Source organism: Paraplanobispora takensis (assembly GCF_016863195.1).
Taxonomy (GTDB): Bacteria; Actinomycetota; Actinomycetes; order Streptosporangiales; family Streptosporangiaceae; genus Planobispora; species Planobispora takensis.
Genome location: NZ_BOOK01000027.1, coordinates 94772 through 109716, shown reverse-complemented (window position 1 = coordinate 109716; position 14945 = coordinate 94772). Strand labels below are relative to the sequence as shown.

Sequence of the window (14945 nt, the reverse complement as noted above, 5' to 3'; positions counted from 1 at the left end):
TAGGTCTAGAGGGGGAAGCCTCTAGACCTAGAGGCGAATCCAGGCTCAGGAACCGGCGCCGGAATCCCGTTTTCCATCACGTTCCGTGATGGCGTTCAGGACGTCGTCCCAGGCGATGCCGATCCGGTTGGCGCCCTTGCCGCCACCGGGTGGGGTGCCCCAGACCTGACCCGTCTTGACGCCGTAGGGCTTGAGGGCGTTGGTGAGTTGCGCGGTCTTGGCCGGGCCCTCCTGCTCCGCCCATGGGCCGTAGACCTCGGGGCGCAGTTCGGCCAGCCGGTCCACCACGATCTCGTTCCACACCTTGGCCTCGCTCCCGACGCGCACGGCGACGACGTCGGCCAGCAGGTCATAGGCGGGTGCGCTGGCTTCGGGCTGGTCTCCGGCGGCATGGCCGGTCAGTCTCCCGGCGGCCTTGCGCAGGGCGTGCGCCCGATCGGCGATGAGCTGGGTGGCGGTGGTGTTGAGGTAGGCGGCCTTGACCACCTTGGGCATCGGGGTGGCGCCGATCAGGTAGCCGGTGCCGGCGTCCCCGCCCTGGTCCGGCGGGCCGGGCACGAACAGGGTGGCGCGGATGCCGTTCTGGTAGGCCGAGGTGCCCAGGATCATGTCGTTCTCGGTCTGACCGGCTACCCGCAGGCAGAACCGGATGGACACGTTCGCGCTCACCCCGGTGGGCAGGCTGTTTTTGTCCGGGCGCTGGGTGGCCAGGATCAGCACCACGCCCAGCGCGCGGCCCAGCTTGATGACGAATTCGGCGTCCTCACCGGCCTGCTTGCCGTAGATGGGATGGGCGAACAGGTTCTGGCACTCGTCGATGATGCAGGCCAGCGGGTGCAGACCGAGTGAGCGCTTGTCGGCGATGGCCCGGGTCACCTTCTTGTCCGGGCACAGGTCCGCCGGTAGCTTTTTGAGTGCTCCGGCGCGGCGCATGACCTCCTGCTTCAGTAGGGCCAGCGAGGCGGCGGCATAGGCGATGGATGCATCGTCGATGCCGGAGACGTAGCGGTGGCAGACCTGCTCATACGGGTCCAGGTCGCCGGAGCCCTTCAGTTCGTGGAACCACGCCTCAGCGGTGGGGTCGAGCACGATGCCGGCGGCCAGCTCGCGCACGGAGGCGGTCTTGCCCTGGCCGGGCTGGGAGCCGATCAGCATGTTGTTTTCGATGAACGGCACGGTGATCAGCCGTCCGCGCGGGTCGTTGCCGAACGGGATGCCCTTGAACACATCGTGGCTGGTGGCCTTGAGCAGCGGGGACTTGACGATGGTCTTGGACAGGTCCCGATCCCCGACCCATAGGATCAGCCGTCCCTCGTGGATGGAGGAATCACCTTCGGGCCAGATGCAGCCCAGCGGGCGACGCAGGCCAGAAGCCAGGCGGGAGCGCTTGTCCAGCACATCGCCCACGGTCACCCCGTAGGGCAGGTCCAGATCGGCGCGCCAGCCGGGGCCGTCGCGGGTGATCGGCGCCACGAAGTTGACATCGGCCTTGGCGTTGAGCCCGGAGACCCCCAGCACGGTCAGGGCACGCACCACGATGTCTGAGGTGAGCTTTTCCACCCGGGTCGGCAGGACCGCGCGGTCGATGAGCGGCCGGTCGGCCGGGCGGCCGACGATTCCCAGGACGGCTATGGCCGCCGCGAGCGCCGTCCATTGGGCAGCAGTGGGCGCGGAGGCGACCATGAGCGAGGCGATCAGCAGCGTGACCAGCGCGGCGCCGCTCACCCAGACCCGTAGCCGCACCCGCGAATCGCGCTGGCGGGACAGCTTCAGGTAGGACTCGGGGTCGGCCTTGACCACGGTGGCCAGCCGCACCGGCTCGCCCTCCAGGTCGAGGGTCCAGCGCGTCATGCCGTAGACCAGGCGGGCCAGGCCGCGCGGGGCACGCAGGGTCAGCCGGGTGGCATACAGCGGGGTGCGGGCGAGCTGGTAGCCGGTCACGTAGGCGGCGTACTCGCCCGCCCACTTCAGGGTCTCGATGGCCTCGGTGCGCGAGCGCAGCCACACCGGCACGATCGGCCGGCGGGTGCGGTTCTTGTCGGCCAGCTCAGATCGCCAGTCGCGCTCCGCCTCGCCGGGCTGATCCACCCGAACGATCTCGCCCTCCAGCACCGGGCCATCGGCCGGGGCGTCCTGCTCAGGGGTGGTGGGCGGGTAGGGGTGGCGGCGCTCGCGAGCGGCCTCCAGGGAGAGCACCTCAGCAGCGGGACCACTGTCCGGGCCGGTGGCCGGTGCGGCTGGCGGGTGCTCGGGTAGGGCGGTCAGCTCGGTGGGCGGGGTGGGGTGATGGCCGTTGGTGGTCGGGTGGTCGGTCATGATGGGGTCACCTCGTTGCCGTTGCTGCGGGCGGGGTTGCGGGGCGCGGCCACTGTTCTTGGCGGAGTGGGGGCCGCGTCCCGTACGGGACGGATCGGGGACGGGGTGCGCTCGCCTGCTGTCTGCTTGGCGGCCTGAATGCGCAGCTGCATTGCGCGGTAGAGGGGTTGCAGCTCGGCGAGCACCTGATGTACGGCGGCGCTCTTGCCCTGGCCGGGTCGTGCGCCGATCAGCCAGTCATTGCCCTGGTTGCAGCCGGACAGGATCATCTGGCCTTCATCGACCATGAACACGATCGGCAGGTCAGCCGCGGTGGGCGGGGTGGGCGTGGTCATCGGTCTTCTCCCGACAGAGCGAGGGATTCCAGATCGTTGGGGCTGAGGGTGGCGGAGGCGGTGACGAAGTCGAAGCCCCCGTTGGTGGGACGGAAGCGGTCCACCAAGATGCGGGTGAGGGAGCCGCGCATGTCGCGGACGTTGCCGCGCAGCAGGTTGTCCTTGGGGTGGTCGGCGGCCAGGTCGAGTTGGCGCTGTACCTCGGAGGAGTTGGTCAGCGTGGTGCACACCGCGTGCTCGCCGTCGATGTACTCCACCAGGAGGGTGCGTCTGCCGAAGACGTCGCGGCGGTCGCGCCAGACGCTTCCGGGGGTGACGGGGTGGGTGGGCTGGATCTTCTTGGTCATCGGGTCTCTCCTTCTGTCAGGGCGTCGCGTACCGCGCGGGCGCTGTCCATACCGCACCGCAGGGTCCGCTGAATGCGGTTGGCGCTCGGGGCGGCGGGCAGTGCGCCGTCGTCGATCAGCCGTTGTGCGTGTGCGGTCAGGGCGGTGATGTCGGTCCTGCCGGGGCCGGTGTTGGCCCTGTACGTAGGGCCGGTAAGGGGGCCGTGGTCCAGGCCGGTGAAGGCGGCCAGGATGATGGGCAGGGCGGTGACGATGGCCACCGCGACGATCGCTCCCAGGATGTGCAGCACCAGCCGGGAGAAGCTGAAGTGCTCTGCCACGAGGGGTAGATACGGCCAGGCGTTCATGCCGACCGTCAGGGCCAGGAACAGCCATTCGATGCGGATCAGGGCGGGGGCGGTGATGGGCTGGCCGCGGGTGGCAGTGTAGGCGCGGGCGCCAACGATGACCAGCAGGGCCAGCGACAGGAACGGCTCGACCAGCCAGGCGAACACCCACGCTGGGGACCAGGCCGGGGCGTCGTCGGCGGCGAACGCCTGTACACCCGCAGTAGACCAGGCCAACGCGAGAGTCAGCGAGACCAGGGCGGCGGTGATGAGCAGGCGCCGCATCCGGGCGGCCTGCCAGGCCCGCATGGTCGGGTCTTGAGCCAGCGCGTGCAGTCGGGCCGCTTCATGCGCGGCTTTACGGCGCTTGCGGACCTTGGGCGTGTCCAGCAGCAACGGTGTGTCGTCGTCCTGGAGGTCGGCCAGGGCGTGCGCTTCGGCGACTTCGGCGCGAAGCTGCCGCACGCGCCGGGTCTCGCCGGGCATGACCGGCGGGCGCGACGCCCGGCGGGCAGCTTCTTCGGCGAGGAGGTGTTCCAGTGCGGCCAGGCCGCGCGAGACGTCCTCGGGCGTGGGCTCCGGGGTTGGGGTGGTGACGCTCATGCGTGGGTTCTCCTTGTGATGGTCGTGCGGGGGTGGGTGATGCGGTGCAGTCGGGCGCGGGTGGCCGGATGGCTGCCGACCAGCCAGCCGATGCGCGCATACCAGTGCGGTTCGTCGGCCAGATGCGCGGTGAGCGTGGCGGCGACGATGGCGGTTCCGGGCTGGCCGATGCGATCCAGCAGCACGGCGGCGTAGGCATCGGCGGCGTACTCGGCGCGACGCTGGCACCAGGTCGAAGCCAGGTAGGCGGTGATGGCGACGATGGCCAACGTCAGCACCAGGGCGCCGGGCAGGCGCGCGGTCCAGACCAGCGCGGCACCGAAGGCCGACCAGGCGCTCAGCCGCTCCAGCATTGGGACGGCCGGGGCGGTGGGGTGGCCGAGGGCGTGGTGGGCGATCTCGTGGGCGATGGTGCCGTGCAGCGCGGCCGATCCGGTGTTGGCCAGCAGGTCCGTGCCGATGCCGACCAGCGGCACCGGAGTACAGCGGCGCGTCTCGGCACAGGCGTTGTCGCCCAGCTCGGGGCACAGATAGACCAGCAGGCCGGGCAGATGGGCGGCGGTGCGCAGGGTGCCGGCCAGCTCCGCCACCGCGGCGGGAGAAGGGGTACTCATGCCGTCCACCCCCGCTTCCAGCAGGCCGGGCAGTAGGGCCGGTCGCACCAGTTGGCCGGGCAGGCCGACCAGGCGCGGGCCACAGCGTCGGTGTGCTGGCCGTGCATGGCCGCGCGAGCGATCAGGCGCCGGGCGCGAGCCCAGATCAGCAGGTCGCCCAGATGCACCCGCAATGCCAAGGTCAGGGTGGTCATGCCGCCCACCTCCGTGCCAGAGTCGCGGGGTGAGGGCCGGTCCAGGTCCGGCGCAGCCGATCGACGGCGGCGATGTCGGGCAGGTCCTTGGGACGGCGGGCGGCCTGCTTCCAGGCCAGCACATCCCCGAGCCGCATGAACGGCAGGCCGTCGATGAGATCGGCCGTAGCGATCAGGCGCTCGGTGGGCCAGCCGGGGGTCCAGCGGTCCACGAACTCGATGGCCGCACGCGGGTGGTGGATGACCAGGCCGTGCCCGGACAGGGCCGGGCACGGGGCACCGAGCGTGGTGACGATGTCCCAGGCGGGGCCGGTGGCCAGCACATCCAGATCCCCCAGGCGGGCACGCAGGCCACGGATGTAGAGGGCAGCCGATCCGCAGATCACATAGAAGCCGCGGGGCAGGTGCAGAGCGGCCAGGGTGGCGAACAGTCCGGCCGGATCGGTCAGCAGCACCCGCGGCGTAGGGCTGATGTCGGGGGCGGGGAGCAGGGTGAGACTCATCGGTGGACTCCCTTCGGCAGAACGGGCTTGGCGATGTCGCGGTGCTCGGTGGCGGCGCTGATGTCCAGGTCATCCAGCGCGCTGGCCAGGGCTTCGGCCAGGGCGACCGAGCGGTGCCGCCCGCCCACGCAGCCGATGGCGATGCGCACCGGCCGGCCGGTGGAGGTCTGGGGCAGCAGGCCAAGCGCGATGAGGGTCAGGAAGCGCACGGTGTCGGTGGCGCCGGAGGTGGTCATCACGTGCTCGCGCACCACCTCATCCAGGCCGGTGTGCTGCCGCATGGCCGGGTCGTGGTGCGGGTTGCGCAGCGAGTCGCGCACATCCAGGCTGAGGTCCGCCACGGGCGGGATGCCGTGGCCGTAGCCGAAGGAGATCACGATGACCTCCGGTCTCGGCTGGTCGAGGACGTCCCGCAACAGGTCTGTGTGCGCGGCGAAGATGGTCCCGCCGTAGACCGCCTTCAGACCGGCAGCCAAGGTGGCGTAGTCGTCGGCGCGCACCCAGGCGGCGCGGGCGGCGTCGTCGGCTCCGACCACGGCAGGCAGGTTGCCGCGGCAGACACTTCCCAGGTCACACTGAGCGGGAACGGTGACCATCCATGCCTCATCGGAGGCGCGGGGATCGGGCACGTAGCGGGCTGGGAGCGGCTGCCAGTGCGTGTTGTCCCCGAGGTGCAGGCCGGTCTCTTCGGCCAGCTCGCGCACCGCGGCCTCAGCCAGGTCCTCACCGGGGTCCACGCATCCGCCGGGCAGGGCCCAACCGTGACCGTCTTCGCGCTCGACCATGACCAGCCAGCGGCGGCCGTGTTCGTCGGTGGCGGTCACGATGGCGTCGGCGCAGAGCTGTTCTCCCCAGTGGCCCAGCTCGTTGCGGCCGAAGCGGATGCCGGTGGGTGCGTACGGGTTGACGGGCCGGCCGTCCACCACGGTGAACGGGATGGAGGCGGCGGTCTGGCGGGGAGCCCAGTCGATGCGGGTGGGGTCGGTCTCCGGGTCGGCCCAGCCGTCGCGGATGCCGATGGTCAGGACGTCGGGGTGGGTGTAGGTGCGGGTGGTGGTGCTCATGGTTGGCAGGTCTCCTTGCCGGGTCAGATGGTGATGATCAGGGCGGCGATGAACAGCCAGCCGATGTGCCAGGACTGGTCGAGGGCGTAGGCGCCGGTGCCCAGGTGGGGTGCGTCGTCGCGGCCGGGGCGCGAGGCGCCCAGCTCATAGAAGCCGCGCTTGCCGATCGCGGTAGCCAGGGCGGCGAGGGTGACGCGCCGGTCGGCCCAGTAGTGGGAGGCGGCGTCCACCGCGAGGCCGATCAGCAGGGCCGGCGGGTGCACCGTCAGGTCGGTGACCAGCGCGAGTGCGGCCAGCGCGGCGGCCTTGGTCAGGGTGAGGGTGGTCACGTGCTTCAGGCAGGCGATGCGCCCGGCGGTGGTGGGCGCGGCTTTGGCGCATGCCTGGTGGTGGGTCTGCACCCAGTGGTCGCCCACGCTGTGGGCGGCGAACAGGGCGGCGAAGGTCGCGGCGAAGGCGGCCAGGTCGGTGGTCATGGGGATCACCTCGCAAGTCAGTAGGAACGGGAGCGGGCCAGGCGGCGGCACATCCGGCAGGCGCCGATGCAGCGGCCCCCGTGGATGGGGCAGCGCTGAATCTGGCGGACGGTGCTGCCACAGCGGTGGCAGCCGGTGGCGCGGTGGGAGCGGGCGCCGCAGTCCAGGCAGGAGAAGCGGGCCATCACGCCACCTCGCGGGCGCCGGCGGTGGCCATGGTGCGGATCTCGTCAGCCGTCTGGCCTGCCCACACCCCGACCGCGGGGCGGATGGCCAGGGCGTAGGCCAGGCACTCGATACGGGCCGGGCATCCGGCGCAGATTTCCTTAGCCACGGCCTCACGGGCCTCGCGCACCGAGTCGGGCTCAACCTCATCGGGGCCGGTGAACAGCTCCGCGTCGGTGGTGTCGCAGGCCGGAACGGCATCGATCAGCGCGTCACGCAGATCGGCGATGTCGTCGGCGCCGAGCCGGGCCAGGTGGTAGCGCTCGGGACGAACCTTGCCCCCACCGGCGGTGGGGAGAAGCGGGACGGTCCTCATGATGGTGGGCTCCTTGTCTGTGGTCGGGTCAGCCGAAGTTGCTGGCGAAGGTGCCGATGGCATCGGCCAGCGCAATCAAGCCGTTCAGGGCGCTGGTAGCGAAGGCCGCGGCCTTCTCGGGCTGCCGGACGATGAAGATCAGCGCCAGGACCAGGAGCAAGGTCGGGAGAAAGCGGCCGGTCGCTTTCGGGGTGGGAAGCATCGGAAACATCCTTTGGTCGAGGGCGGTACGTCTCGTGCAGGGGTCCTGCACGCCTCTACCGTAAACCACCCCTGCACGAATCGGCAAGGGGCCCTTTCCGGAAAGTGCACCTTCACGGCAAGAGCCCCTGCACGTAGGATGTGCGCATGAGTGACGAGGAGGACAAGCGACTGTCCTCGCTTCTGCATGCCTTCACCGCAGCCACCGAGCGCACCGAGCGAGCTGTGTTGGGTGACCAGGACCTCGATAGGGCATTCCGGCGCGTGGATGACGTGAGCGAGCACGTTCGCAAGCTGTATGAGCAACTGACGGCCTTGCGATCGCAGATCGCTGCACAGATCTACGAGAAGGAAAAATTGAGCCTGAGCGTCCTAGCTGAGAGGTGGGGAATGAGTAAAACTAGGGCGGGACAGATAATCCGCGCAGCCAAGCAGGGCGAACAAGGAGGAAATCAGTGAACGAAACAGCAAAGGTGCGGATAGAGGTCTGGCCCGTAGCGGCCGACGAAATAGGACTATGGCTTGTTAGCGGGCTAGATGCCTGGCGTAGCGGAAATGTCCCCTATGACACCGGGCCCCGCGAAGAAGTCCAACTCATTCTCGATCAGCAGAATGTGGGTGACAGCCTGCGTGTCATTCACTCAACAAGTTGGCGAGCAGAAGATGGGCATGTCGTCCTGACCTACATCGCAGCCCTCAATGCGCCTGGCCTAGCAAGACAGAACTGGGCAGATGCCACCCCCATCTCTCCGGAGCTTGCAAGCTCCGTAGGGCGCCCGGTACCCACTCCGGCGACTGGCGAGCCGACGCCTCGGCATATTGACGTGCTCCTTCACGGTCTTCGCCACTTTAGGTTCCTGACCCTTACGGATGGACCGGCCAGGGATGCGCTTGGAGAGCTTTGGAGACAGCACCTCGAAGCGTTCGCCCCCGCACTTTCGGGAATGTACGAGTACCCCGACGAGCCCCTCACAATTGATCCGAAGATCCTGGATCATTAGTACCTGGTGATGTCGGATTCGTCGTGGATGCGGCCGCGCTGCACACCGAAGGCGGCCTGCAGGTGCACCATGACCCGGACGTGGGCATAGTGATCAGTCGAATATCGGCGGTCCGGGCTCTGTCCGAGGAGCTGGCCCACCACAGCTCCATCTGCGCGGCGATCCGGTTGGCGTTGGGAGAGGTGTTAACCCGGGCTGGCTATCAGGTCACCTGTGGCCGAACCCATGGGGAGGTCATCGTCCAGGTGCCTGCAGCTGAGGATTAGCCGGATCCGGGCAAGCGGAGGTCGGCCTCAACGGCTGACGCTGACAACAGGTTCAGTGCACGGAAGCTGGCGCCCCTTTGAAGCCTGGAGTGGGCCGTTAGGGTTGGCCTTGACTCGTCTCACGTGCCAGCTCAAGAAGTCAAGCAGTTTCGACCTGACATGTATCTATCCATCGCGCTAACACGCTGAATGCTGTCAGATACTCCAAGGCTTCTTGCTCGTCCCAATCAAGTGTGTGTTGGTGAACGGCGACGTTTCGGATCCCAGTGAAGCATCCTGAGGAAAACGCGACTGCCCCTTCCTGACGGCTTTTCCAAGTCTCGGTGTTTCGGTCCCCAGGGAATCTGAAGCGCGGCGCTCCAGGTCTTGGATCTTCTCGTGTAAAGCCTTGCTTTAAAAGGTTTCCTTCAGAGATGTCCTTTCTTCCTAGCTTCGCCTGGGCATGAGCGCTGATCGCCCTTGCTGCCTGCTCTACAGCTTCCCGATGATGGCCGGCATCCCAAAACGTAGAAGCGGCGTCCCATACCCATGGGTGGAGTTGTGATGCATGAATTGACGGACCTTTGGGCCCTAGGTTTTCCTCGACCTCTCGGAGGTCTATCAGCATGCCAAGTGCAACATTTGCATGTTGTCTTATTTCCCATCGGCTGTCCCAGCTGTAGCGCGCCGCTAATTCCGGATCCAGGCGCTGCATAATGGTATGAGCTGTTGGCGATAAGCGGAGAACGAGCTGCTCTGCTTCTTCGGTGGCTTGATGACTGGTGTTGGCGTATGAGGCATTATCAAGCGTAAGAAGCGCGTCACAGTAAGCTTCTAAACGGTTAATGCACCACTCGATATTCACGATACGAAGTGTAACCTTAGCTTCCTCTCCGTACACCGGAATCAGGTAAGACGTCTTATGCGGGACCCAGGGCATATCTGCATGGGTTGCCTTCTTATGGTCCTGGTCAGCCTGGGCTGGTTACCGCTCAACAGCACGGGGTGGGCTCTTGGTCAGAGTTCAGCTTTGCGGTGGTCGCCATGGTGATCCTCGGACGGGAAGATCGAAGCCAACGACGCTGCTCGCCCTACGTGACTGTGCCCTCACGACGCTGTCCACAGTGCGGAGCCGCGGACTATGGATCAGTCTTGCGAGTGGCCGCACCATCGAGCTGGCGAAGCATGGCGCTCGATGCGGTTGGCTCACCCGTCTTGGCCAGCCTGGCGGAACAGCTCCACGGCCCTATCCAGCTCGATGTCAGGGCTATCAGTGAGTTGGTAGACGGCTGGACCAGACCCTCAGCCGTACTCAAAATCATTCTACATCCGAAAGTGACAGAATCGACATATAAGACAAAAGCCATAAATCTAGCACTCAAGAAACACTTGCCACCCTTAACGCGATTAACATCAAACGACTTCAGTTCACAGTGGAACAAAATGGGACAAATGGTGCAATCCCGGCCTTGATTAGATGGAGAATGTGTCGGAGGGGCTCAATGAAACTATATACGGGGTATGGATTTACGCTTGCTCTGGCATCTGCTGCAATGCTTGCTAGCTGCAGTAGTCAGGTGGCGCCATCTAATAACTCGACATCGCAGGCTCCGAGCCTCAGTAGCCAGAACCCTGTGACGAAAGAAGATCCTGCTATTGAAACACCTACCCCCGGAGACGGGAAGCTTGCCTGTGAAATCCTCACCCCTGCGTCGGCAGCTGTATTTGCAGGACTGCCTTTAGACGTCACCCTAACATCGACCGAAAGCGCTGGCGAGGGATCTTCCAACGCGCCTTATGTGATCAGATCTATATTCCCAAATGTTCAATCCTGGAGCGAGTGTACACGGGCATCGGGCGGCACAGAAAAGCCCTTATCCGAAATTGGGAACGCCTCGATCATCATCGCGGAAATGAGCGATGACCTGACGGCAAAAAGGTATATAAACGACTATATGCAGAATAGGGCACGATCTTCATCCGCGACTCAAATACCTAACGGAGAGGACGGGTTTTCCTATTCTGGTGACATTCCTACCACAAGTAGCCGAACATGCATAGTCGGTGCTCGATTTAAGAAAACTGACATCCTTTTAGTTAGCCAGACGGGCAAGCCATGTGCTCATGCTGCAATGAGTGGTTTTTTAGGGATTGTCGGTAAGCGGTTTTTATAGACGGCCAGGGGAGTGCCACGTGGGATATCTACACTAGGTGGGAACTGTGAAGGGGTTCAGAAAATGGTTTAGCGAGCTGGACGGTGGGGCCAAGGGAGCAGTCGCCGCAGCTGTCATTGCCGGCTTGTTTGCAGTCGTCGTAGCTCTCGTGCAGGGCGCCTTCGCGTTACTCGGTGGCGGAGGGGGCGCCAATAAGGAAGCGAGTCCGGGTTCACCTTCGCGCGCCAGCGCAAGTATTTCTGTAATTCCCAGTGCAGAAGTCCCTATAATCCCAAGCGCAGAATCTACGTCTGCTACTAGTCCAGAAACTAGTCCTTCGATGCCATCTCCTTCCTCAACTGAACGCACAGCCTCCGCTCTCTCTAGCAGTACACCCGATCCTTCAGACCTAACCAATCTGTTACTGATAGAGTTGAAGGTTTACGCGAACGGATCGAGAAAGATAGGAATCAACCCTGATACGTTTAGAAGCCCCATGGAGTGGGGCTTCGACTCAAAGATTTCCGGAGACGATGGGCCATTAAGCGGCGGATGTTATCTCCGGGTGATCTTATATAAAGATAAGACTCCAGTTTATTCAAGGAGAACGATATGTAATAACAGCGTCAGTAATATCTCTACCCTTGGTCCTGGCGTTTATCGTCTCGTTGGGCACGTCACCACGGACTGGGGGGCGGCAGGAAGTGAAGAAAAGGTCTTCAAGGTAGGCGAGGGATGATCGAAAAAGTAGAACATGGGTTCTTTTCAGCGTGGCGACGCTGGTCGGTGCAGGTGTGGGAGGCCGGTATTGAAGCGGGATGGGGCCCCGATGGGATAGTCGGTCAATATCCGATGCTCCGGTCCGGAGTCTCGTTACCGTTTTACTGGGTCATGATTTCGCTAGCCTACGACGGACGATCACAGGTGAATCGACGTCCTCGAATGGTCGTAGAGGGCCGTTCGGGTACGGGCTCGACCGTCCTGATGCGCCGGATTCGATCGCCTCACAGAGGCTCTCAGGCTTGATCATGCCGAATGCGTGCCGAGACTCGGGCTGTTGGCGAGGTGATCAGTGCTCCCCTGCTGGTCAAGCGATATGGCTCGTTCGTGTGAGGCTTCCACTACGGATCAGAAGGTTAGGGGTTCGAGTCCTCTCGGCCGCGCCACCCACAGAAGGCCCTTGAACAGGCGATACGCCGTTCAGGGCCTTCTTGCTTTCCGGATCTTCCGGTTCGTTCGGTCATTCGCCCCCGTTGGCCTCCGACAACTCGCGGGTACGGCGCAGCAGGGCTTCCCGGACCTCGTCCGGGGACAGGACTCGCAGCGGGGTGCCCAGGCCGAGGAGATAGTCGGCGAGCTGGCCGGCGTCGTTGGCGCCGATTTCGACGATGGTGGCATCGGGCCCGTCCGGGTGATGGGTGCCGATCGTCGGTGGCACCAGCCGCAGAGCCCGGTCCATGGGGTGCGGGAGGCGGACTCTCCCATACAGGGGGTACACGACGCCGGCGATGCCCTGGGAGACGAGCAGGGCCGGGTCGGGCGGGTCGAGGAGCTCGACCGGCTGTCCGGTCGGCTGCAGGTGCACCACCCGGTCGGCCCGGAACGTCCGCCACTGGTCCCGGGCCACGTCCCGGGCGACGAAATACCAGCGCAGGCCCGTGTGCACCAGGCGGTAGGGGTCGACGTCCCGGACACTGTCCTTGCCCGCATGGTCGCGGTAGGACAGACGGGCGCGCTCGCCACGGCGACAGGCGGCGGCCAGCTCCAGCAGCGCGCCGGGGGAGATTTGAGGCCCCTCCGGCCGGGGAGTGTGGACGACGGTGGCGTCCATCTCGGCCAGCCGGTCGGCGATCCGAGGCGGCAGGACCTGCCGCAGTTTCAGCAGCGCCGACAGCGCGGCCTGGTCGCTGCCCAGGACGCCGCTGAGCGCGGCCTCACGTAGGGCGACGGCCACGGCCAGCGCCTCCTCGTCGTCGAGGATCAGCGGCGGCACCCGGGTGCCGCCGCCGAGCCGGTAACCGCCCCAGGGCCCGGGGTCGGACTCGATGCAGTAGCCCAGCTCCCGCAGCCGGGCGACGTCCCGCCGCACCGTGCGGTCGGTGACCGCCATCCGCTCGGCCAGTTCGCGGCAGGTCCAGGCCGGCCGTGCGGACAGCAGCGAGACCAGTCGCAGCAGGCGGGCGGGAGTGCTGATCACAACTCGCAGTGTTCCTCATGACCAGGACCGGATCTGTCCTGGTCGGGTCCTAGTGTCCCTCCCATGAGTACGGAAATCACAACCGCACCGGCGATCCGTCTGCTGTCGATCGACTTCGACTGCCCGGACCCCGTCGAGCTGGCCCGTTTCTACGGCGAGGCCCTCGGCCTGCCCGTCGTCTACTCCAGCGACGACTTCGTCCTGCTCGGCCGGGAGGGTTCACCGGGGCTGGGCTTCATCCGGGTGGCGGACTACCGGCCTCCGACCTGGCCCGACCCCTCCCAGGGCAAGCAGGCCCACATGGAGCTGGGAGTCGAGGACCTGGAGGCGGCTCAGGCGCGGATGCTGGCCCTGGGCGCCACCGAACCCCCGGTCCAACCGCATCCCGAGGAGCGGAGGGTCTTGCTGGACCCCGCAGGCCACCCGTTCTGCATCTCCACGCAGAGCTGAGCGCCGGTCGCAGCGAGTTCGGGTCCGCGGCCGTCAGTTCGGGCAGGCGTCGTGGCAGGCGCCGAAGCGCGCGGCGTCCGGCCGGGTGAAGCCGGTCTCGGGCGTCCCCCGCACCGCCTCGGTCATCGCCTCCTTCCAGATCAGGGCGGGAATCGACGTGCCGTCCACCCGGGGGTAGCGGTGGCCGCCGATGGTGACGTCGGACAGCGGATACTGGTGCCCACGGGGGTCGCCGAGGCTGACGGCCGAGGCCAGGCCGGGGGTGTAGCCGGCGTACCAGGCGGCGAGGAAGGCGTCGACCGTGCCGGGCATGCCCGCCGCCTCACGGCCGAGGCCCTTGAGCGTGCTCTTCGCCAAGGCGTCCGACAGCAGTCCGGTGACCGCGTCGGCGACCGCCGGGTCCAGGACCTGCCGGCAGCGCGGCGGGAAGGATCTCGGGGCACCGGAGCCGTCCCGGATCTCCGTGATCATCGTCGGCTCACAGAAACGGCCGCGGGCGGCGAGGGTCGCGTAGGAGTTGGCCACCGAGACGGGGTCGACCTCGTCGATGCCCAGGGTGAACGTCTCCAGCTCCCGGAGCGGCCCTCCGTCGGCGCGCCTGAGTCCGAGCCGCTCGGCCATCCTGACGGTCTCGCACAGACCGACCTTCTCCTCCAAGCGCATGTAGAAGGTGTTCACCGCGTCCCGGGTGCCTGATCGCAGGGTGACGAACCGGTCCCCCTTCTTCTCCGGATTCAAGATGACGTGGGCCGGCTCACCGACAGCCTGGCCCGCGCAGTTCTTGAACGCCCCGGAGTCCTGGGGGCGGTACTGGTCCGAGACGGGGAAGCCGTCGTCATACCGCAGGCCGGCCGCGAGCGCGACGGTCAGGGTGTAGGGCATCGCGGTCGTGCCCTGCCGGAAGGCCGGCCCGTCGGCGGCCCAGCGGCTGGCGGCCATGGCCCTGATGGCGCCTTCGCCCGGAACGATCATGACCTGGGTGGCGATCTGCGGGTCGTCGCGGTGGACACGGGCGTCGATGGCCTGCTGCGCCGCCCGCTGGAGCCGCCGGTCGATCGTCGTCCGGATCGTCAGGCCGTCGCGGGTGAGCAGGCGCGGGTCCTCGGCGAGAAGCCGCTCTCTGACATGCCGGCAGAGGTGGGGGTACTCGCTGCCCGTGCAGTCGCCGGAGAACTCCTCGATGACGGCGCCCTCGACATCCAGCAGCACGCTCTTTCGGGCCACGGGGGAGGCGGAGGCCGTGACGGTGGAATCCGGGGCCGCGCGCTCCTCACCCGTATCGCCGTCCGCCGCGCTCCGCAATATCAGCAGGACCGTGATCAGCGCACCCGTCGCGGCGACACTCAAGAGAACCAGCAATGCCTTCATCGTCGCCCCCG

Annotated in this window: 18 protein-coding genes; 3 read left to right on the top strand and 15 right to left on the bottom strand. The window is 66.4% G+C overall.

What is annotated here, in order from left to right; genetic code table 11:
* Positions 1 to 45: 45 nt before the first annotated feature.
* From Pta02_RS18530 to Pta02_RS18475, 12 genes are read right to left on the bottom strand one after another with little or no spacing between them, the layout of a single operon-like run.
* Positions 46 to 2316: a cell division protein FtsK gene (locus Pta02_RS18530; RefSeq protein WP_203876112.1), complete on the bottom strand. Its 2271-nt coding sequence runs from the start codon at positions 2314 to 2316 to the stop codon at positions 46 to 48.
* Positions 2313 to 2651 (bottom strand): hypothetical protein, encoded by a 339-nt coding sequence (locus Pta02_RS18525; protein ID WP_203876111.1) that lies wholly within the window; start codon positions 2649 to 2651, stop codon positions 2313 to 2315. The genes Pta02_RS18530 and Pta02_RS18525 overlap by 4 nt, the downstream gene beginning before the upstream one ends.
* Positions 2648 to 2998 carry a hypothetical protein gene (locus tag Pta02_RS18520; protein WP_203876110.1) on the bottom strand — a complete coding sequence of 117 codons (351 nt, stop codon included), beginning with the start codon at positions 2996 to 2998 and terminating at the stop codon, positions 2648 to 2650. The genes Pta02_RS18525 and Pta02_RS18520 overlap by 4 nt, the downstream gene beginning before the upstream one ends.
* Positions 2995 to 3927, bottom strand: coding sequence for a hypothetical protein (locus tag Pta02_RS18515; RefSeq protein ID WP_203876109.1), 933 nt, complete (start codon positions 3925 to 3927; stop codon positions 2995 to 2997). The genes Pta02_RS18520 and Pta02_RS18515 overlap by 4 nt, the downstream gene beginning before the upstream one ends.
* Positions 3924 to 4541: a M48 family metalloprotease gene (locus tag Pta02_RS18510; RefSeq protein ID WP_203876108.1), complete on the bottom strand. Its 618-nt coding sequence runs from the start codon at positions 4539 to 4541 to the stop codon at positions 3924 to 3926. Before Pta02_RS18510 ends, Pta02_RS18515 begins: the two co-directional genes overlap by 4 nt.
* Positions 4538 to 4735, bottom strand: a complete 198-nt coding sequence (locus Pta02_RS18505; protein ID WP_203876107.1) for a hypothetical protein — start codon at positions 4733 to 4735, stop codon at positions 4538 to 4540. Before Pta02_RS18505 ends, Pta02_RS18510 begins: the two co-directional genes overlap by 4 nt.
* Positions 4732 to 5238, bottom strand: coding sequence for a hypothetical protein (locus tag Pta02_RS18500; RefSeq protein WP_203876106.1), 507 nt, complete (start codon positions 5236 to 5238; stop codon positions 4732 to 4734). Before Pta02_RS18500 ends, Pta02_RS18505 begins: the two co-directional genes overlap by 4 nt.
* Positions 5235 to 6302, bottom strand: coding sequence for a RapZ C-terminal domain-containing protein (locus Pta02_RS41945; protein WP_203876105.1), 1068 nt, complete (start codon positions 6300 to 6302; stop codon positions 5235 to 5237). The genes Pta02_RS18500 and Pta02_RS41945 overlap by 4 nt, the downstream gene beginning before the upstream one ends.
* Positions 6303 to 6325: 23 nt before the next feature.
* The gene (locus Pta02_RS18490; RefSeq protein WP_203876104.1) at positions 6326 to 6778 is read right to left on the bottom strand and encodes a DUF3307 domain-containing protein; all 453 of its coding nucleotides are present in this window, start codon (positions 6776 to 6778) and stop codon (positions 6326 to 6328) included.
* Positions 6779 to 6795: 17 nt separating this feature from the next.
* Positions 6796 to 6963 (bottom strand): hypothetical protein, encoded by a 168-nt coding sequence (locus Pta02_RS18485; RefSeq protein ID WP_203876103.1) that lies wholly within the window; start codon positions 6961 to 6963, stop codon positions 6796 to 6798.
* On the bottom strand, positions 6963 to 7319 hold the full coding sequence (locus tag Pta02_RS18480; RefSeq protein WP_203876102.1) for a WhiB family transcriptional regulator: 357 nt from the start codon (positions 7317 to 7319) through the stop codon (positions 6963 to 6965). Before Pta02_RS18480 ends, Pta02_RS18485 begins: the two co-directional genes overlap by 1 nt.
* 28 nt (positions 7320 to 7347) lie before the next feature.
* Positions 7348 to 7521, bottom strand: coding sequence for a hypothetical protein (locus tag Pta02_RS18475; protein ID WP_203876101.1), 174 nt, complete (start codon positions 7519 to 7521; stop codon positions 7348 to 7350).
* 146 nt (positions 7522 to 7667) lie between these two features.
* On the opposite strand from Pta02_RS18475, the gene Pta02_RS18470 reads away from it, so the two are divergent.
* Positions 7668 to 7979 carry a hypothetical protein gene (locus tag Pta02_RS18470; RefSeq protein WP_203876100.1) on the top strand — a complete coding sequence of 104 codons (312 nt, stop codon included), beginning with the start codon at positions 7668 to 7670 and terminating at the stop codon, positions 7977 to 7979.
* Positions 7980 to 8926: 947 nt separating this feature from the next.
* Here Pta02_RS18470 and Pta02_RS18465 read toward each other — a convergent pair.
* Entirely contained in the window at positions 8927 to 9631 is a 705-nt protein-coding gene (locus Pta02_RS18465; protein ID WP_203876099.1) for a TIGR02391 family protein, read from the bottom strand.
* Positions 9632 to 10400: 769 nt separating this feature from the next.
* On the opposite strand from Pta02_RS18465, the gene Pta02_RS18460 reads away from it, so the two are divergent.
* The gene (locus tag Pta02_RS18460) at positions 10401 to 10940 is read left to right on the top strand and encodes a hypothetical protein (RefSeq protein ID WP_203876098.1); all 540 of its coding nucleotides are present in this window, start codon (positions 10401 to 10403) and stop codon (positions 10938 to 10940) included.
* 1219 nt (positions 10941 to 12159) lie between these two features.
* On the opposite strand, the gene Pta02_RS18455 is transcribed toward Pta02_RS18460, so the two are convergent.
* Positions 12160 to 13116 carry a helix-turn-helix transcriptional regulator gene (locus tag Pta02_RS18455; protein WP_203876097.1) on the bottom strand — a complete coding sequence of 319 codons (957 nt, stop codon included), beginning with the start codon at positions 13114 to 13116 and terminating at the stop codon, positions 12160 to 12162.
* 63 nt (positions 13117 to 13179) lie between these two features.
* On the opposite strand from Pta02_RS18455, the gene Pta02_RS18450 reads away from it, so the two are divergent.
* Entirely contained in the window at positions 13180 to 13566 is a 387-nt protein-coding gene (locus Pta02_RS18450) for a VOC family protein (RefSeq protein WP_203876096.1), read from the top strand.
* Positions 13567 to 13599: 33 nt separating this feature from the next.
* Here the strand turns inward: Pta02_RS18450 and Pta02_RS18445 are convergent, their stop codons facing one another.
* Positions 13600 to 14925, bottom strand: coding sequence for a penicillin-binding protein (locus Pta02_RS18445; RefSeq protein WP_203876095.1), 1326 nt, complete (start codon positions 14923 to 14925; stop codon positions 13600 to 13602).
* Between the last annotated feature and the right edge of the window lie 20 nt (positions 14926 to 14945).